The 19,648-nt window shown below is 47.8% G+C and carries 18 protein-coding genes; 16 read left to right on the top strand and 2 right to left on the bottom strand.

The features are described 5' to 3' along the window. The first annotated feature begins 9 nt into the window (after positions 1-9). The 5 genes from NC980_RS14705 (at position 10) to NC980_RS14685 (ending at position 3,023) form a co-directional block, all read left to right on the top strand. A complete protein-coding gene (locus NC980_RS14705; protein WP_190379280.1) occupies positions 10-639 on the top strand; it encodes an ATP-dependent Clp protease proteolytic subunit in 630 nt (209 codons plus the stop codon). A gap of 15 nt (positions 640-654) precedes the next feature. Beyond that, positions 655-1,248, top strand: coding sequence for an ATP-dependent Clp protease proteolytic subunit (locus tag NC980_RS14700; protein WP_068385955.1), 594 nt, complete (start codon positions 655-657; stop codon positions 1,246-1,248). Between the two features lie 75 nt (positions 1,249-1,323). Beyond that, positions 1,324-1,929, top strand: coding sequence for a J domain-containing protein (locus NC980_RS14695; RefSeq protein ID WP_190379279.1), 606 nt, complete (start codon positions 1,324-1,326; stop codon positions 1,927-1,929). 287 nt (positions 1,930-2,216) lie between these two features. Continuing rightward, a complete protein-coding gene (locus NC980_RS14690; protein WP_190379311.1) occupies positions 2,217-2,669 on the top strand; it encodes an ATP-binding protein in 453 nt (150 codons plus the stop codon). 159 nt (positions 2,670-2,828) lie between these two features. Further along, positions 2,829-3,023 carry a hypothetical protein gene (locus tag NC980_RS14685; RefSeq protein ID WP_190379278.1) on the top strand — a complete coding sequence of 65 codons (195 nt, stop codon included), beginning with the start codon at positions 2,829-2,831 and terminating at the stop codon, positions 3,021-3,023. Here NC980_RS14685 and NC980_RS14680 read toward each other — a convergent pair. Further along, a complete protein-coding gene (locus NC980_RS14680) occupies positions 3,020-3,403 on the bottom strand; it encodes a hypothetical protein (protein ID WP_190379277.1) in 384 nt (127 codons plus the stop codon). The genes NC980_RS14685 and NC980_RS14680 overlap by 4 nt on opposite strands. Before the next feature lie 1,346 nt (positions 3,404-4,749). On the opposite strand from NC980_RS14680, the gene NC980_RS14675 reads away from it, so the two are divergent. The 3 genes from NC980_RS14675 to NC980_RS14665 all read left to right on the top strand — a co-directional run bounded on the left by NC980_RS14675 (position 4,750) and on the right by NC980_RS14665 (position 12,119). Next, complete coding sequence (locus tag NC980_RS14675; RefSeq protein WP_190379276.1) at positions 4,750-10,719, top strand: AAA family ATPase; 5,970 nt, start codon at positions 4,750-4,752, stop codon at positions 10,717-10,719. Between the two features lie 8 nt (positions 10,720-10,727). Then, positions 10,728-11,357: a response regulator transcription factor gene (locus tag NC980_RS14670; RefSeq protein ID WP_190379275.1), complete on the top strand. Its 630-nt coding sequence runs from the start codon at positions 10,728-10,730 to the stop codon at positions 11,355-11,357. A 204-nt stretch (positions 11,358-11,561) separates the two neighbouring features. After that, on the top strand, positions 11,562-12,119 hold the full coding sequence (locus NC980_RS14665) for a thioredoxin domain-containing protein (RefSeq protein WP_190379274.1): 558 nt from the start codon (positions 11,562-11,564) through the stop codon (positions 12,117-12,119). Between the two features lie 224 nt (positions 12,120-12,343). On the opposite strand, the gene NC980_RS14660 is transcribed toward NC980_RS14665, so the two are convergent. Next, on the bottom strand, positions 12,344-12,484 hold the full coding sequence (locus NC980_RS14660; protein ID WP_190379273.1) for a hypothetical protein: 141 nt from the start codon (positions 12,482-12,484) through the stop codon (positions 12,344-12,346). A 24-nt stretch (positions 12,485-12,508) separates the two neighbouring features. Here NC980_RS14660 and NC980_RS14655 point away from each other — a divergent pair, with 24 nt between their 5' ends. From NC980_RS14655 to NC980_RS14620, 8 genes are all read left to right on the top strand, one after another. Continuing rightward, on the top strand, positions 12,509-12,976 hold the full coding sequence (locus NC980_RS14655; RefSeq protein ID WP_190379272.1) for a VOC family protein: 468 nt from the start codon (positions 12,509-12,511) through the stop codon (positions 12,974-12,976). A 62-nt stretch (positions 12,977-13,038) separates the two neighbouring features. Further along, positions 13,039-13,980, top strand: a complete 942-nt coding sequence (locus NC980_RS14650) for an NAD(P)-dependent oxidoreductase (protein WP_190379271.1) — start codon at positions 13,039-13,041, stop codon at positions 13,978-13,980. An 80-nt stretch (positions 13,981-14,060) separates the two neighbouring features. Next, positions 14,061-14,645, top strand: coding sequence for an NAD(P)H-dependent oxidoreductase (locus NC980_RS14645; RefSeq protein ID WP_190379270.1), 585 nt, complete (start codon positions 14,061-14,063; stop codon positions 14,643-14,645). A 75-nt stretch (positions 14,646-14,720) separates the two neighbouring features. Continuing rightward, positions 14,721-15,230, top strand: coding sequence for a DUF2721 domain-containing protein (locus tag NC980_RS14640; RefSeq protein ID WP_190379269.1), 510 nt, complete (start codon positions 14,721-14,723; stop codon positions 15,228-15,230). A gap of 311 nt (positions 15,231-15,541) precedes the next feature. Further along, positions 15,542-16,396, top strand: a complete 855-nt coding sequence (locus NC980_RS14635) for an oxidoreductase (RefSeq protein ID WP_190379268.1) — start codon at positions 15,542-15,544, stop codon at positions 16,394-16,396. Positions 16,397-16,548: 152 nt separating this feature from the next. After that, the gene (locus NC980_RS14630) at positions 16,549-17,259 is read left to right on the top strand and encodes an SDR family oxidoreductase (protein WP_190379267.1); all 711 of its coding nucleotides are present in this window, start codon (positions 16,549-16,551) and stop codon (positions 17,257-17,259) included. Between the two features lie 4 nt (positions 17,260-17,263). Beyond that, positions 17,264-17,590: an NIPSNAP family protein gene (locus tag NC980_RS14625; RefSeq protein WP_190379266.1), complete on the top strand. Its 327-nt coding sequence runs from the start codon at positions 17,264-17,266 to the stop codon at positions 17,588-17,590. A 256-nt stretch (positions 17,591-17,846) separates the two neighbouring features. Next, positions 17,847-19,544, top strand: coding sequence for a GMC family oxidoreductase N-terminal domain-containing protein (locus NC980_RS14620; RefSeq protein ID WP_190379265.1), 1,698 nt, complete (start codon positions 17,847-17,849; stop codon positions 19,542-19,544). Positions 19,545-19,648: the final 104 nt, after the last annotated feature.

Genomic DNA, 19,648 nt, shown 5'->3' with positions numbered 1-19,648 from the left:
CTGAGCCTTATGCAAGTTCCTTACCGTCTTCCCGGTAGCCAATATGTGCAGTGGGTCGATATCTACACCCGCATGGCATTCGAGCGGATTATCTTTCTCGATGGCGAGATTGATGACAATACTGCGAATAGCATTGTTGCGCTACTGTTGTATCTCCATTCAGAAGACGCAACCAAGCCTATTTATCTGTACATCAATTCGTATGGTGAGCGGATCGGTGGCGGTGTGTCCTCGTTAGCGGCAAGCATGGCGATCTACGACACAATGCAGTACATCAAAGCGCCGGTGCATACGATTTGTATGGGCATGGCAGCGAGTAGTGCAGTGTTGCTGCTGTCATCCGGTACAAAGGGATCGCGCCTGAGCTTACCGAATGCTGAGATTGTTTTATCTCCGCAGTATGGACGATCGCGAGGACAAGCAACCGATATTCAAGTCGATGCCCAAAAGGTACTTGCCGATCGTGCAACCTTCCTGCAAATTTTGTCGCTCAACACCGGTCACACTGTCGAAAAACTCAGCAAGGATCTCGATCGACGCTTCTATCTCACCGCTCAGGAAGCAAAAGACTATGGACTGATCGATCGGGTTCTCACCAGCACTAAAGAGTTACCCAAACAATTGCCCGCCCTCGTTTAATCAAGAGATTGTCTTATGCCAATTGGAACTCCAAAAGTCCCGTATCGCTTACCGGGTAGCTCATACGAGCAATGGATCGATATTTATCAGCGCTTAAGCTTAGAGCGGATTATCTTCTTAAGCCAAGATGTCGATGACAATATCGCGAATCAGATCGTGGCAATCATGCTCTATCTCGATTCCGAAGATCCGACCAAACCGATCCAGTTATATATCAATTCTCCTGGGGGATCAGTCACCGCAGGAATGGCGATCTACGACACGATGCAGCACATTAAATCCGAAGTGATCACAATCTGTGTCGGGCTTGCCGCTTCAATGGGAGCCTTTCTTCTCGCCGCTGGCAGCAAAGGAAAGCGCGTTGCACTGCCGCACTCTCGAATCATGATTCACCAACCCTTGGGTGGAACCGGACGACAACAAGCGACCGACATCGAGATCGAAGCTAGAGAAATTATTCGGATGCGGCACCAGTTGAATGGAATGCTGTCAGACCGCACCGGACAACCGCTCGAGAAGATCGAAAAAGACACCGATCGCGATTACTTTATGTCCGCCGCAGAAGCGAAAGAATACGGACTGATCGATCGCGTCATCGAAACGGTCTAATCGTCAAACACACGCTACACCAATTTGATAAAGAAGTGGCAGAATGCAATAAGTTCTGCCCTTTTTTTTGTATCTATGAATATTGCTGATTCTTACCGACTGTTAGGGCTAAGGACGGGAGCAACTCACGAAGACATCAAAGCTGCCTACCGTAAACTAGCGCGGCAATTACACCCGGACATGAATCCGGAGGACGATCGCGCCAAAGAACGCTTCATTCGCATCACCGAGGCGTACCAGTTTTTATTGGGGATCATCGCTGAGAAGCCGCCCGACCCTACTGAAGCACCATCGGCAGAACCCCAATCGGCAGAACCCCCTAAAGTGACCATTAAAATAACTCATCCCCAAACCGCACCCGAACTTTCCCTGATTGATCGCCAATTGCTACAAACCTCCTACGAGCAATTGCAGGATTTCTTCAAGCTGAAAAAATTCCCACGGGCGATCGCGCTAGTGGAAGGACTTGCCCAGCGCTTCCCAGATCATCCAGATGTACGCCAATGGCAAGCGATTACTTATCACCGCTGGGCACAACATCTCATTCAGGAGCGCAACTATGAAAAAGCGCGGCTTTACCTGAAAAAGGCTCTCCGCACTGATCCCCACAATCGGCGGCTTTGGGCGGAAATTGACCAGGATTTTCGACGATTAGAAGAAAGAGTTTATCGGCGACGATGACAGAAATATGAGTAAAAATTCGTGTCTCAGCCCTCGTATTTTGGTATAGGATGAAGACATAGGCCTACAGAGCGTGTTTCGCTTCTGCAAAGCCTCAATAAATTTGCGAATTTATAACAAGGTTGCTTAACTCTTTTAGGTACAGAATTGACAGTAAAGCAGGATAAAAACTCTAAGGTTCTTCAATCAGCACCAAGCTGATTTCTCTAGAAGCAACCCAGTTTTCCCAAGTGCAATTGCTAAATGATCTATGTGTTGATCCATTTGAAAGCAACGGAGTTCTCCGAGTGATTGCGATGTCTCCTCGTCCGGTTGGACGCAATTGGAATACGGTCAGCTTTCCTTCAACGCTGTATCTTCTTCCGATTCTTGATCTTCTGCTGTCAAAAGTTCCCGCCCGCTGGAAAGCTGAGGTGAGGTTGGGATTGCAGGAAGCTCTTGTCAACGCTGCAAAGCATGGAAACTGCCTTGATCCCTGCAAAAAAGTCCTGATTCAGTTTTCAATGGTTGCTGACGAATACTGGTGGATTATTTCAGATCAGGGATCTGGATTTGAAGCGCCTGAATGCTGCTGTGTAGAAGAGGCAGAAGAACACCTTCCCCAACACGAAGGCGAATCTGGACGAGGTTTGTACATTCTGTATCAAGTGTTTGACCAGGTTGAGTGGAATCGTGAAGGGACAGAACTAAGGCTATGTAAGCAAGTTCGGAATGCTCACCGATCACCATTAGTAGTTTAGTACCAGTCTTTCTCTAAGTCAAGCCTAGGTAGAAGAACGACTCACGCCTTAATTTGAACGGGATCGCTCGTTACCAGATTTGCAACACAAGCGCATTATTCTGGCGAAATTTTGTTATTGTGGCAGAGCAGATTGCCCATTGTGCGAATAGTCAGAAGAATGAAGACCAAGCGATTAGAGTTATTTTTGTTAGCAAGTTGTTCTTGTTTGATCACGCTGTTAGTGCATCCGATCTCATCGGCGATCGCGTCTCCCCCAGTGATCCCCAATCTTCAAGCTCCAAAACCTGTGACTGGCGCATTCTGTGCCCTCAAATTGGAGTTAGAATTCTTGCAGGCGCGATCGGGCTCCTAGCGCTTTTGTCTTAGTTTTGCTGATTGGAGTTCGAGCCATTCCAGTATCCAGCAGGAAATGAGTGCCACAACCATGATCGCGGCGCCATGAGCCAGATGTTCCTGCCAAAGAAATAATATGGCAAAGACTCCAATCCCACTTAGGGTGATGAGCAGCAAGGATTGCAGGTTTCTTCTTCGGCTTTCTTTCAGCACGGATAAACTCTGCAAGCCGAATGTCATGATCCCCAAAAGCAGATAGACCAAAAGACTAACGAGACTAACCAAGCCTCCTGCGTAAAGGAGAAGTCCTGGTAGCTTTCCGGGGAGCGTGATCGCTTGAAAAATCACACCGGGTAGGAATAGCACCAGCACAAATAGAATGTGCAAGTAGTTGATCATGCCGAACTCTTGATCCTGAACGACTGGGATTATAAAGCCGATTGTTAGTAGAATCAGATTGACCAACCTCCACGTGTGTCTGAGGCTAGAAGATTGGTAAAAATGCGGTTTGCTCATGGGCAAGAAGCAAGATAGCCACTGTCTCAGGATAACGATTGCCATCGACAAGTGCGATGAGCAACCGCAACAAAATGAGATAAAAATAGTTCAAGAACGCAGCAGTTGTCCCATTCCTGTCCACCAGGAGTCGCGCCCTTGTTTACGCTGCCAGTACCAATATTCACAACCCCATAGAAGAACGGGGTCAAATCCAATGGCTTGAACGCAGTTCAGGACTGCGGCTGCCTAATTGGGCGATGAGCTTAGATATTCAACGTTTGGATGAACCAACGCTGTCAGGACTTACGCAAGTAGAAACGAGGGCAGCAGGATCGCGCTGCGCTTTTATTCGTCTAATTGTCGTCTACCAGTTCTCTACCAACGTTGGGTCTAAACTTCTCAATAAGTCCCCAAAATGTTCTTTGCTGAGAGTAGGAAACCTCAGAAATTAATGCAAAAATGACGAAACCTGCTGCACATTCGCACATTAAATGTCGCTATCTTAGAAACAATTTCGCATTAAATAATGAACAGAAATGTTTATCTAGCAGGGGTTCTAAAGATTTTTCCGGGAAAAGCGACATTTAGAAGCATTCGCAGATTAAGCGTCGCAAAGTAGCATTCGCAAATTAAGCATCGTTTTTTAGTTAAAAATTCTTCGCTATTTACATGTCGTTTTTTTTTTGTAGAGCTAGTTTTCCTAGAAGCGATCGCTTTCTCAAAAAGTCCAGACAAGCCATTCTTTAACTTAAATCAGAATAATTACTTCGCAAATTAGATGTCGCTTTTCCATAGGTTGTAGCTAGATTTCATAAGCGTGCTCGCCTTTCTAGAATAGACAAAACGAGCACCCCCTACAGTGGCGTTCCACTTGTGACTTAAGCCAAGCTTTTGCCGCTCAATAAGGCATCCTTTTGCCACAGTCGAATTTGAAACACCGATTCTTCCGTTAAGCGTGGCCTCATTTTTCTACCTGATTCAAGCATTCTCTTGCCAAAAGTCCAAATCTGAAGCAATCCTCTGCCGAAAGTTCAAACCTCTTGAATAAGGAAAGCTTATACTTCTTTTGCAACCTCTCCTAAAGCTTTCAGAGTAGTTCTTTGAGTTTCGTTTCGTCCTATTGTATGGCTAGTTAGACAGCGAGATCACGATCTTGTTGATTTGCTGATTTGTCTTAATTTTCGGAATTCTTTTGAGATCGATATAATTGGCGGCATGACTCGTGGCACTCATTTTGAGGGAGTTCTATGATTGCTCTGACCGGAATCACTGCCCAAAGTAAAATCTATGAGAGTTCGGCATCTCTGGTCTATCGAGGTGTTAGAGAGGCAGATAGTCGAGCGATCGTCATCAAACTGCTCAAGCAGGATTACCCTTCTCCCCAAGAATTAACACGCTACAGGCAGGAATATGCCATTACCCGGTCTCTGGACGTAGAAGGCGTAATCAGAGCATATAGTCAACAGGACTATCAACGTACGCTCGTCATTCTTCTAGAAGATTTTGGGGGGGAGTCCCTAGAGTATTGGATACAGCAGTACCCAGAGACTTTCTGCCCCACACCTGTATCTAATTTTCTTCCTCTTGCCATTAATCTCAGCAAAATTTTAGGCAGAATTCATGCTGCTAATATCATTCACAAGGATATTAATCCTGGTAACATCATTCTCAATCCAAATACTGGCGTTGTCAAAATCATTGACTTTGGCATTGCAACTCAATTCAGCCGCACCAATCCTACGTTCAAAAGTCCACATGTATTGGAAGGCACCCTTGCTTATCTCTCTCCAGAGCAAACTGGGCGGATGAATCGTTCAATCGATTATCGCACCGATTTCTACTCGCTCGGAGTGACATTCTACGAACTACTCACCGGACAAGTGCCGTTTCCGACAACGGATGTCCTTGAACTCGTCCACTGTCACCTTGCTAAACCCCCTATACCTCCGTGTGAATTGAATCCTAAGATCCCCAAACCAGTTTCAGACATTATCTTGAAACTGATGGCGAAGAATGCCGAGGATCGCTATCAAAGTGCTTGGGGCATTAAAGCAGATTTAGAGGATTGTGCTGATCAACTAAAAGCAAGTGATCAAATTAATCTCATTCAACTGGGTTTGCAAGATGTTTCCGATCAATTTCAAATTCCTCAGAAGCTGTATGGACGGGATGTAGAGCTTACAGCATTATTGGCAGCGTTTGAGAGAGTAGCAGGGAGAGAAGACGCGGAGACGCGGAGAGGGGGAGACGCGGAGAATGAAGATGTCCCCGCGTCCTTCAAAATGATGTTAGTCTCTGGCTACTCTGGGGTTGGTAAATCAGCCTTAGTGCAAGAACTCTACAAACCAATTACAGCAAGGCGCGGGTATTTTATCTCAGGTAAGTTTGACCAGTTGCAGCATAATATTCCCTACAGCGCGATCGTTGATGCCTTACGAAAACTGGTGCAGCAACTGCTGAGTGAACCAGATGAGCGGTTACAACGGTGGCGATCTCGCCTTCTAGAAGCGTTAGGAAGTAACGGACAACTCATCATTGATGTTATCCCTGAAGTTGAGTTAATTATTAGCAAACAGCCACCCGTACCGGAAGTTGGGGCAACGGAAGCACAAAATCGCTTTAATCGATTCTTTCAGCAGTTTATTCGGGTGCTTTGTGCTAAAGATCATCCGCTTGTCATCTTCCTGGATGATTTGCAGTGGATTGACTCTGCTACGCTGAAGTTAATCGAACTGATGCTGCTCGATGAGCAAACCCAAGCACTGTTTCTGATTGGAGCCTATCGTGACAATGAAGTCACTTCAGCCCATCCACTAGCGTTGTCATTGGAAAACTTACGAAAGCAAGGGATAGTGCCTCAGAAAATCGTTCTAGCACCCTTCACACTGGAACCACTGAATCAGTTAATTGCCGAGACGCTACATCAAAATGTTGACACTGTTGCTTCCCTAGCCGAATTGGTGTTGGACAAAACCGAAGGTAATCCGCTCTTTGTGAGCGAATTTTTGCGATCGTTGTACAGTGAAGATCTCTTGAGCTTTAATCCCGAACAGCGAGGCTGGCAGTGGAATATTGCTCAGATTGAAACTCAGAATATTACTGATAATGTAGTGGAGTTGCTGCTGAGCAAGTTGAAAAAACTGCCAGAAAACACTCAGCAGCTTCTTCAATTAGCCGCCTGCATTGGAGGTGAATTTGATTTAGAGACGTTGGCGATCGTCTTTAAGCAATCGCCTAAAACGGTTTTTCAGGATCTGTTGGCAGCCATTCAAGCTGGACTCATTCAACCCCTCTCTGAGTTAGACGAGAACTTGTTAGTTCAAGAGTATAAGTTCTTGCACGATCGCGTCCAGCAAGCTGCCTATGCTCTAATCGATGAGTCGCAGAAACAAGGAGTACATCTGCAAATCGGTCGCACTTTACTCGAAAAGGCTTCGCCAGAGCAGTTAGCAGAGTGGTTGTTTGAAATCGTTGACCATCTGAATTATGGAACCGAATTAATCACTGAGCAATCTGAACGGAATGAGATTGTCAAACTGAATCTGCAAGCGGGTCAGAAAGCGCTGGCAGCGACGGCTTATGAAGCAGCTTTCAAGTATTTCAATACAGGACTTAAACTGCTTGACGTAGAGAGTTGGCAGCGTGACTATAACCTGACTTTGGCGTTGCATTCAGAGGCAGCAGAGGCAGCATACCTCAGTGGTCGCTTCGACGATATGGAGCAACTTGTAGAAGAAGTGCTCAACCGTGCGAAGACGGTGCTCGATCAAGTGAGAGCTTACGATAGCAGAATTCAAGCCAGGCTGTCGCAGGGAGACCCTAAAGCAGCACTTAAAACTGGCTTGGAAGTACTGCAACGCTTGGGGATTAGTTTAGTAGAAGCTCCAAGTCAGTTAGATGTTCAAGCCGGATTAGAGGAAACCGCTGCACGATTGGCTGGGCGGGAAATCGAAGATTTGATTGATTTGCCAGAGATGACTGAACCTGTTCCACTGGCGGCAATCTACATTTTAGCAGGCACACTGGGCGCGGCTAAGATTTCGGCACCCGCTCTGATGGTGCTGATTGTGTGCAAGATGGTGAATTTATCGATCGCCAGTGGAAACGCTATCTGGTCGCTGCTCGGTTATGCTGCCTATGGCATGATGCTATGTGGAGTTGTACAAGACTTTGAGCGGGGCTATCGATTTGGCAAATTATCCTTGAATTTAGTGAAACAATCAAACAACAAGAGAAGTAACTGCAAAGTATCGCTGGTGGTGAATTCTAGTATCATTTACTGGAAAGCCCACCTTAAAGAGACGTTCCTTGATTTAGCTGAGGGTTATCAAAGCGGTATAGAAAGTGGAGAGTTTGAATACGCGAGTTATTGTGCAGTTATCGTATGTTATTACTTCTTTTTTGCAGGACATGAACTGACAGAACTGAAACAGCAAACAGCAATTTATCGTAAAGCCACCAGTCAAATTAGACGAGAAGCTCTTTCCACTTGGCTAGCAATGTTGCAGCAAACAATCCTTATCCTGCGAGGTCAATCTGAAAACCCAAGTCGCTTAATGGGTAGTCTCTTTGACGAAGAGGAAGCACTGTCATGGACGATCTCGCTCAAGGATGGAACCAGCCTCCACTACTTTTATTTAAATAAACTGATTTTATGCTATCTGTTCGGGGAGTATGAGCAAGCTGCAAAAACGGCTACTTTGGCAGAACCATATTTAAGTGCAGCCACAGGATTATTCTCTGTATCTGTATTTCATTTCTATGACTCCTTAATATTTCTGAGCTTGTGGGCGGATGCTTCAAACTCTGAAAAAGAGACCTGGTTAAATCGTGTCAATGCCAACCAGGAGGAGATGCAGAAATGGGCACAACACGCCCCTATGAATTTTTTGCATAAATTTCAGTTAGTTGAGGCAGAGAAAGCGCGAGTTTTGGGTCAGTTTTTTGAGGCAGAGGAGTTTTACGAACAAGCCATTCAAAGTGCTAAAGAAAACGAGTATCTTCAAGAAGAAGCCTTAAGCTATGAGTTAGCTGCCAAACATTACTTGGCTCGTGGTCGAGAAAAGTTTGCCCAACTCTACATGAAAGAAGCCCATTACTGCTATGAGCGGTGGGGCGCGATCGCAAAAGCTAAAGATTTAGAGACTCGCTATCCTCAGTTTTTTTCTCAGTCATTAAATGTGCCTCCTATACCAGTTCACACCACTGATAGAACGATTTCTAACACCTCACAGGTTGCTTTTGATTTAGCAGCGGTGATGAAAGTATCTCAAGCGATTTCAAGTGAGATTGAGCTAGAACAGTTACTTCATTCTTTAATGCAGATCCTAATTGAGAATGCTGGGGCGCAAACTGGATGTCTACTTTTAGAAAATGCAGGGGAGTGGACGATTGAGGCAGCTTGCGAACTGCGCGATGGGGAACGCGTTTGTACGACACAAGTGTTGCAATCGGTTCCAATGGCGAATCGTTTGCCTGAATCGATTATTCATTATGTGATTCGGACTCATGAAACAGTCATCCTCAATAATGCAACGCATGAAGGCAATTTCATCAATGATCCCTATCTTCAACAGCATCAAGTTCAATCAGTCTTGTGTTTGCCATTGCTGAATAAAAGCAATCTGATTGGTGTGCTGTATCTGGAAAATCGCTTGATAACTGGAGCATTCACAGCAGAACGATCGCAACTTATAAATCTATTCTCTACTCAGGTAGCGATCGCGATCGAGAATGCCAAACTGTACGCAGAGCAACGCGCCAGCAAAAGTCAGATGACCCAGTTCTTAGAAGCGATTCCAGTGGGTGTTGCAGTATTGGATGCGACGGGTCGCCCTTACTACGCCAATCAACGGGCAATTCAACTAATGGGCAAAGGGATTGACCCCTCCATACCACGGGATCATATTGCAGAGTCTTATCAACTCTACTTGGCAGGCACAGATCAGCCCTATCCGAATGAGAGCCTACCGATCATTCGGGCGTTGAGCGGTGAACGCACCAGAATTGATGATATGGAAATTCTCCACCAACGTACAAGAATTCCAGTGGAGGGATGGGGTACTCCAGTCTTTGATGAACAGGGGAATGTGGTTTATGCGATCGTAACCTTTCAAGACATTACTGAGCGCAAACAAGCAGAGAAGCTGCTCGCTGACTACAACCGTACCCTGGAACAACAGGTTGCAGAACGGACAGCCGCTTTACAGCAAAGTGAAACAAAACTGCGCCGTCGAGAACAGGAACTCCGGCTAATCGCTGACGCTCTTCCGGTTCTAATCAGTTATGTAAACGCCGATCGGTGCTATCAATTTATCAACCGGACTTATGAAGTCTGGTTTAACCGTAGCCGTAATGAGATTTTGGGCAAAACTGTTCGTCAACTCCTCGGTGAAGCGGTTTATCAGCGGGTTGAGCCCTATATCAATCAGGTGTTTGAAGGGCAAACCGTCCCCTTGGAAGCAGAAATCCTTTTTCCAATTGGTAAACGATACATCAGTGCGGTCTTCATCCCTGATTTTGATGCTAATGAGCAGGTGAGAGGATACTATGGGCTGATTACAGACATCAGCGATCGCAGACGTGCCGAAAAAGCCTCGATTCTGGAAGAACGCAACCGCATGGCACGAGAAATTCACGATTCCTTAGCGCAGGCGTTTACAGGCATTTTGCTTCATGTGGGATCTACAACACAAATGCTAGTTGATGATTCGGGATCTGCTCAGATCTATCTAGAAAGGCTGGAAAAAATTGATGAACTAGCGCGAACCGGACTTGCTGAAGCTCGGCGTTCAGTGGTAGCGCTCCGCCCTCAGTTGTTGGAAGAGAGTACCTTACAGAGTGCGCTACATCGCCTTGTGGCTCAAATGCGGTCAACGACCAAAACCACTTTGATCTACGAAAGCAAGGGGGGAGTTTACTCTCTACCGTCCGAAGTGGAAGATTGCTTACTCCGAATTGGTCAGGAAGCTTTAACAAACGCCATCAAATACGCCAATGCTAGTAAAATTTTGGTTGAGCTAGTGTATGACGATGCTCAATGTCTTTTGCGCGTTAAAGATGATGGACAGGGCTTTGGGGTTGGAAGCATTTCATCGCTAGGCGGCTTTGGTTTGTTGGGAATGAGCGAACGGGCAGAGCGAATTGGCGCACAGTTAACAATTCAAAGTCAACCTGGACAAGGAACAGAAATTGTTGTCACTATCAATCGGGGGTGAAAATCATCATGAGTCAATCCACTAAAATTCGGGTTCTGATTGTTGATGACCACTCCCTCGTTGCAGAAGGATTGGCAAACATCATTAACTACGATCCAGAAATGATAGTGGTTGCTCAAGCGGAGGACGGGCAGCAGGCAATCAACTTGTATCGTGAACACCAGCCTGATGTCACTCTCATGGATTTACGAATGCCAGGAATTGGAGGAGTTGAAGCCATTACTGCGATTTGTGCTGAATTTGAGTCAGCGCGAATTATTGTGCTAACCACCTATGACGGAGATGAAGATATTTATCGAGGATTGCAGGCAGGGGCTCAGGGTTATCTGCTTAAAGATGCTAAACCAAATGAACTTCTGAGTGTCATTCGTGTGATTCATAGTGGTCAGCAGTACGTTTCTCCGGTTGTAGGGAGGAAATTGGTAGAGCGGATGAACATTCCAGTACTCAGTGAACGAGAGTTGGAAGTGCTCCGTTTAATAGCGCAGGGGTTGAGTAATCAAGATATTGGAACTGCCTTAAATATTGGTGAGAGCACTGTCAAATCCCATGTGACTCATATTTTGAACAAGCTGGGAGTGAGCGATCGCACGCAAGCCGTTATTGTTGGTATCAAACGTGGACTCGTCAGGTTATAGATTATGTTTTAGTTAAGATCCGATCTCCGACTAAAGTCGGAGATCGGCTACTACTTTAGTCGGAGGGCTTCACTAATCCTTAGACCGTACAGAATTTAGACTCTCAGGGGACGACAGATAGGTATCAATTACCTATATTGAATTCATGCGAACGCTAACAGCAGTTTAGCTGCAGGGTTTAAGTTTGCTTGACAGGTCTAGAAGATGGCTGATGATCATGAGCATCATTCCTTGTTGGTCCCACCTTCAATTCAGGATCACACTCAAGGTGTGCTAAATGCCAGTGTTGTACTCATAATGTATGGAGATTATGAATGTTTTCAAAGTGCAAATGCCTATCGGTTGATTAAAGCTGCTCAACAGCAGTTAAGTTCTTCTTTCGAGAAAAATGATGTGTGTTTTATCTTTCGTCATTTTCCCCAAATACAGATTCATCCTCATGCTCAAAGGGCAGCGGAAGCAGCGGAAGCAGCAGCAATGCAAGGTCAGTTTTGGCAGATGCATGAGATGCTTTTTATCCATCAACAAGCGTTGGAGAATGGGTACCTCGTGGAATATGCAAATCGTTTGGGACTTGACATTCCTCGATTTTTGCAAGACTTATCTAAAGGAGTTTATGTCGAGCACATCATTGCAGACATTCAGGGTGGATATCGAAGTGGGGTAGAAGTTGCACCAGCTTTGTTTGTTAATGAGGCTCGTTATCGCGAGCGTCGGACTGTTGAGCAATTGATAGCAGCCATTGTGGCGGCAATTAACTAACGTTTTTGACGATTATCAACGAAGGTTTTCATGAGGAGCGTTTCATGACTTTAACTTCAAATCAGATGGATTAGAGGTACAGCGCTACGCATTGAGCTTAAGACAAAGAGAGTGTGAGGACTGTGCCCCCAGCTAGGGTGAAACCCCTGCACTCCGTCCTAACTTTGATAAGTACCGCTATATCAATTCAATTTATCCCAACCTTTGGTACACCGAAGCTAAATTCACCATCTCAGGTCTAACGGCTTCACTTCCTGCTGCTTTCCTCCAATCCGAATGATTAAGTCGCGTTTTAACTCAAAGAACTTGAGTGGTTTGGATTGGGCGATCGCAGAAGAATAAGTGTAACCAATCTGAATATCCAATCCACCAATCCAAAGGAGATCAAGATGAGTAGCAATCCTGTAAACAGCCAAAACATGAAACTTGAAGTTGTAGTGATACCCGTTGCCGATGTCGATCGCTCCATAGACTTCTATAAAACGTTGGGATGGCGACTTGATGCCGACTTTCCTGGCGAGAATGGCTTCCGGGTGGTGCAATTGACTCCCCCCGGATCGGAGTGCTCAATCATCTTCGGTAAAGGAGTGTCGTTAGCCGAGCCGGGTTCAGTTCAAGGTTTATACCTCATCGTTTATGACATCGAGGCCGCCCGCGCCGAACTGGTCGATCGGGGTGTCGAGGTGAGTGAGGTGTTCCACGACATCGGCGGGATTTTCCACCACGCCGGAACTGAAGGACGGGTACCAGGTCCCGATCCGGACCGTCGCGACTATGCCTCCTATGCCTCGTTCAGCGATCCAGACGGCAATGGTTGGGTACTCCAAGAAGTGAAGACACGGCTTCCTGGACGGTAACGGGATATCGATCAACGCAATGTAGTGCTGTACTAGTCAACACGTTTTGGAAGATTTCACAGATGAAGATTTTTGTTGCCGGGGCAACAGGTGCGATCGGTCGCCCAACGCTCGACCAATTACTTGCTAGAGGACACAATGTTGTCGCGCTGACCCGCACCCAAGAAAGAGCACAGTCCTTAGCGGCACAGGGAATCGAACCGGCGATCGCAGATGTATTCGACGCAGAGTCAGTTAAAGCGGCTGTCATTCGCGCTCAACCAGAGGTGGTGATTGAACAACTCACCGCTCTACCCAAAACTTACACTCGCGAATCCATGAATGCGACAGCCGCTCTGAATACGCGGATTCGGTCAGAGGGAGGAGCCAATGTGCTGGCGGCAGCAAAGGCAGCAGGGGTGCGCCGTTTTCTGAAACAGTCGATGGCCTTCTGGGGAATTCCCGGTGCTGGATTGGCAGATGAGGAAACACCGTTATCGCTTGATGCCTCCCCCGCCGTTGCCGCGGATGCTCGCCTCGTCGCTGAGACTGAACATCGTTTACTCCAAACGCTTGATTTGGAAGGAATTGCCTTACGCTATGGCTTCTTCTACGGACCCGGCACTTGGTTCAACCCGGATGGCAATGTAGGGCAACAGGTGCGGCAGCAACAGTTTCCAATTGTCGGGAATGGGGAAGGGGTCTGGTCGTGGATACACATTGAGGATGCAGCAATCGCCACCATTGCCGCCGCAGAGCAGGGCAATCCTGGTGTTTATCTGATTGTCGATGATCAGCCTTTGGCGGTGCGCGACTGGCTGCCTGCGTTTGCTCAATCGCTGAATGCTCCACCCCCGCCGCGAGTATCGGTTGAAGATGCTCTAAAAATGGAGGGCGGTGCGGATAGTGTTTACTACCAGACTCAGATGCGAGGTGCATCGAATGCCAAGGCAAAACGCGAACTAAATTTTCAACCGCGATCGCTGGAATGGACAGTTAGCACCACTGTGGCTCGTGCCAGTTAACAGTTTTCACAACTCGTTGTGGATGGCTCAAAACTCAAGAACCATAGACTCATCATGTGAAAACTAGAAAGGGAAAATTCATGATTACTGCCAAAATTCTCGCGTTTGCCGGAAGTGCTCGCCAAGATTCTATCAACAAAAAACTGGTAAAAATTGCCGTTGAAGGTGCTAAAGCCGCAGGTGCAGAAGTGACCTACCTAGATTTCCGCGATCTGCCCTTACCACTCTACGACGGGGATTTGGAAGAGGCCGAGGGGCTGCCAGAGAATGTCCTCAAGCTCAAGGACCTGATGAAAGCGCATCAGGGCTTCCTGATTGCCTGCCCAGAATACAACAGTTCGATCACCCCACTGCTGAAAAATGCGATCGATTGGGCATCGCGTTCTGAACCGGGCGAACCTCCATTGGAGTGTTTCGCAGACAAGGTTGCGGTGTTAATGAGTGCCTCTCCTGGAGTTTTGGGAGGCTTACGAGGATTAGTTCATGTCCGTTCTATTCTTGGCAACATTGGGGTTTTGGTGTTGCCCGATCAGCAGGCAATTAGCAACGCTTATCAAGCGTTTGATGATAATGGCAATTTGAAGGATGAAGCTCAACAAACAAGTATCGTGCAACTTGGCAGCAAACTCGTGACGATGACTGCCAAACTTAATTCCCCTATCTAAGTTATTAAACGCAAAATTGCAAGGATTTTTACTACTGGGGGCGGTATAACGCCTCATCCAAAGGAGCGTGGCATTATGTTAGCAATTGAGGAAGTGACAAAGACAATCAATCTGATCATTGCGCCCGTCGTCACGATGACAGCTTGTGCCGTCATGGTAAATGGCTTGATTGTCCGGTACGGTTCCCTCGGCGATCGCCTACGTACCTTTGACCAGGGACTAAGCAACTTGCAGGAGTCCGATCTGGCTCACAATCGGAACAAAGTTCAGAGGCTACAAGAACTTGAATCCCTGCTGAGGGATCTGCTGAAGCACCATCATTTCGTGCATGATGCCCTTGTTCTTACTTACACTTCCATCCTGATTTTTATGTTGGATATGTTGGTCATTGCTATAGCCGTTGCCACGAATGTCAGTTGGCTATCACAGATGGCACTGATAGTCTTTCTGGGTGGAGTTGCCGTTCTATTTGGAGGAATAGTGTTGATTGCCTACGAGCTTCGTACCTCTCACTATTCCATTCAATTAGAGGTGCATCGGACTTGTCATCTGTGCCGCCAACACACCAAACTGCTAGGAAATTGAACTAGGAAGTTCTGACAATTTCAGTTAGTCGGGATGATAACAACATTATCGTTGCCGATATCACTCAACGTTATGTGCGTGAGTAAACAATCCAGAATTACTCCATCACGTAGCTCGCCTGAAGCATAGCAGGTCTCACAACTTCACGTCCTACTGCTTTCTTCCAATCAGAATGATTAAGTCGCGGTTTAACTCAAAGACCTTGAGTGGTTTGCATTGGGCGATTGCAGAAGCATGAAATTAATCGAGGTGGGCAGCAAGCTCACCAACCTAAAACAAAAACACTAGACCACACCTAAAGAGGACACACCATGAAAACGCAAAAAGTATGGTTCATTACCGGAGTTTCTAGAGGATTTGGGTTAGAAGTTACCAGAGCAGCCCTGGCAGCGGGTGATCAAGTCGTGGCAACGGTTCGCAGCCAGCCCGCACAACTTGCCGCTAGCCTAAACAACCACCCGGATCTGTACGTGGTGCAGATGGATGTCACCCAGGAAGAGCAAGTGCAAGCGGCGGTCAAGCAAGGCATTGCTCGTTTCGATCGGATCGATGTTCTAGTCAATAATGCTGGGTTTGGCATGATTGGTGCGACCGAAGAGTTCACGGATGCCGAAGTCCGCAAACAATATGATACCAACGTGTTTGGTTTGCTCAACGTGACGCGTGCTGTGTTGCCGTACCTGCGCCAGCAAAAGTTTGGACACATCATCAATATCTCGTCATTGTTTGGCTACGATGCCATTCCGGGCTGGGGATTGTATGGCTCCACCAAGTTTGCGGTCGAAGGTCTCTCGAAAGGGCTAGCAGTTGAACTAGCACCGCTCGGCATCCACGTTACGGTAGTGGCTCCCGGTCTTTTTAGTACCGAATTTCTGAGCACTGAATCCTATGTTGCCGCTAAAACCATCATTGATGATTATCAGGAAACAGTAGGACCAATGCGGAGCGGAGCCGATGCGCTACACAAGAACCAGCCTGGTGATCCGAAAAAGTTTGCTCAGGTGATTCTTCAACTTGCCAATACCGAACGTCCACCACTGCATTTGCCTGCTGGCAACGACGCTGTTGGCTTCTACCGAAGCAGTGCTGCGAAAATGGCACACGACATCGAAGCATGGCTGCCAGTCGCGACCAGCACCGACCATGACCACCGCATCGCAGCTTAAACCATCGCCTGATACCATTTAGGATTTTAGATTTGCGATTTTGGATTGTGAAAGCTCCATTACCTACGAGTTTCGGTAAATCATGGCAGTATCTATTTCTCAAATTGGTATGAGCTGCAACAGTCACACAGTATTTCCAAAGGAGTTTTACCATGAGCACTGAACAGAAAGTTGCGATCATTACCGGGGCGTCCCAGGGCATTGGCGCAGCCCTTGTTAAGGCATACCGCGATCGCAACTATCGAGTGATTGCAACCTCACGCTCAATTCAACCATCAGATGACGATGGAGTCGTAGCAGTGTCCGGCGACATCGCTGATCGAAAAACTGCCGAGCGTGCGATCGTCGAAGGTATGACCCGGTTTGGGCGCATTGACACTCTTGTTAACAACGCTGGCATCTTCATCGCTAAGCCCTTTACCGAGTACACCGAGGCAGACTACGCAGCATACCTGGATACTAATGTCACTGGCTTCTTTCACATGACGCAACTCGCGATTGCCGAGATGGAGAAGCAGGGGAGCGGACATATTGTGCAGATCTCGACGAGTCTGGTTGATAACGCGATCGCGGGTGTACCCTCTGTGCTCGCATCACTGACGAAGGGTGGGCTGAATGCTGCAACTAAGTCGCTGGCGATCGAGTATGCCAGACGCGGTATCCGGGTGAATGCGATCGCGCTGGGTACGATCAAGACGCCCATGCATCCCGTCGAGACCCATGCACAGCTCGATGCCCTGCACCCGATCGGTCATATGGGCGAGATCTCTGATGTCATCGATGCAATCCTCTACCTCGAGTCAGCCAACTTTGTGACGGGCGAAATCTTGCACGTCGATGGTGGTCAGAGTGCGGGGCATTAAAGACATGATCTACGAATTACGCATTTATCATGCCATGCCCGGACGCCTACCCGCGCTGCTTTCGCGCTTCCAGAACCACACGTTACAAATTTGGGAAAAGCATGGCATTCGTCAGGCTGGATTTTGGACAACGTTAATCGGCGAGAGCGACCAGCAACTCACCTATATGCTTGTTTGGGACAGCATGGCTGAGCGACAGGAGCGCTGGAGCGCATTCCTCTCCGATCCCGAATGGATCGCGATCAGCACCGAAACCGAGAAGGACGGTCAACTCATACAGAACATCAGCAGTGAGTTGTTGGCCCCGACTGCCTTTTCCTCGGTGAAGTGAGCGGTGGGTCGAGTTCCATCACTTGGCCCGTAGCATCTAACATGTAGCCGCCTCTCCATAGTCACAACTAAACAATACGGACAGATAACACATAATTCCAACGAATTCAGCATCAGTTTGTCAACGCAATCCAGGCAGAACAAGATGCTGCAAACAATTTCTTAAATCAGCGCGAATGATCATGCTCATAAAGCGGTAACGGAAACGGACAAGAAGCAACCTCAGTTAATTCGATTTTGAAAGCGAGGTAGACGCGATGAAGACGAATTTTGAGAACGAGTCCTTTAAGGATCAGCGGGAGACCTATCAACGTGAGACTGATAACCGCGATATTTTCGCCGAACGGGTTCGCAGCAACCAGCGCAAGCTCACCGCCGAGCTAAGGCACCAGTACGATTTTATTGTTTGTGGTTCTGGATCTTCTGGCTCGGTGGTTGCCCGTAGACTGGCCGAGAATCCCGATGTCAGCGTTCTGCTGCTTGAAGCTGGAGGCAGCGATGATGTGACAAGTGTTATGGAAGCGAATCAATGGCCGATGAACCTGGGAAGCGATCGCGACTGGAGCTTCCAGGGTCAGCCGAATCGACATGTGAATGGTCGTTCGATTCCGTTCTCGATGGGCAAGGTACTTGGCGGTGGATCGAGCATCAACATCATGGTTTGGGCCCGCGGACACCGGCAGGATTGGGATTTCTTCGCCTCCGAAGCCAACGATCCGGCCTGGAGCTATGAATCTGTCTTGAAGATTTATCGCCGCCTGGAAGATTGGCATGGTGCACCGGACCCACTGTATCGCGGAACGGGAGGTCCGGTCTTTGTCCAGCCCGCACCCGATCCAAACCCGATCGCACCTGCAACGGTCGAAGCAGCGCGATCGGTTGGGATTCCTACTTTTGAGAATCCGAACGGACGCATGATGGAAGCGGCGAAGGGCGCCTCTATCAGCGATGTGCGAGTCCGCGATGGCAAGCGCCAATCGATATTCCGCTCCTACGTCTACCCTTATATGGATCGACCGAACCTAACCGTTCTCAGTCATGCACTGGTTACAAGGCTGACGTTCCAGGGCAAGCGGGTCACAGGCGTGGAGATCGCTTATCATGACGCGATCTATCGCATTGGTGCGGCAGTTGAAGTCGTGCTGTCGTTGGGTGCAATTCATACGCCGAAAGTGCTGATGCAATCGGGTATCGGCGATGAGGCTGAGTTGCGGCGATTTGGAATTCCTGTCGTGCAGCACCTTCCCGGTGTAGGACAGAATTTTCAAGACCACGTTGCATTTGATTGTGTCTGGGAATATGAAACCGCTCTCGAACCCAGAAACAACTTCTCCGAGACAATCTTTTTCTCGACCAGCCAGTCTGGACTGTCAAGCCCAGACTTATTTGTCTGTCAGGCTGAGGTGCCAAAAACCACTGCTGAAAATGCTGTTCGGTTTGGGCTGCCTGGTGCAGGCTGGACGCTATTTGGGGCGCTTTCACACCCTAAAAGCCGAGGCTGTCTGCGCCTGACGGGAGCCGATCCATCCGACCCGATTCTGATTGATGCAAACACGCTGTCTGATCCGGCTGATCTCAAAACCGCGATCGCCTGCGTAGAACTCTGCCGCGAAGTCGGTAACTCCGCCCCGCTTCGTCCGTTCGTCAAGCGTGAAGTGATGCCCGGTAATTTGAAAGGAGCCGAACTCGAACGCTTTACTCGAGACGCTGCGACAAGTTTCTGGCACGAAACCTGCACCGCGAAGATGGGTCAAGATTCGATGTCGGTAGTGGATAGCAACCTGAAAGTGTATGGAATCGACAATCTCCGGATCGCGGATGGATCGATTCTGCCGCGAGTAACAGCTGGTAACACGATGGCTCCCTGCGTGGTCATCGGGGAGCGGGCAGCGGAAATTCTACAGCTCGAACACCAGCTGCAAGCCACCGTAAAAACAGTCTCAATCGCGCCATAAAACCACTGCATGTTTCCTTGGCGCGCACATATCTAAGTCGCGTGTTAACTCAACGAACTTGAGTGGTGTGTATGGGGCAATTACCGAAGAATGAAAAGCGACCA

Source organism: Leptolyngbya sp. AS-A5 (assembly GCF_039962495.1).
Lineage (GTDB): Bacteria > Cyanobacteriota > Cyanobacteriia > Leptolyngbyales > Leptolyngbyaceae > Leptolyngbya.
This window is presented reverse-complemented; position numbering and strand designations above follow the sequence as displayed.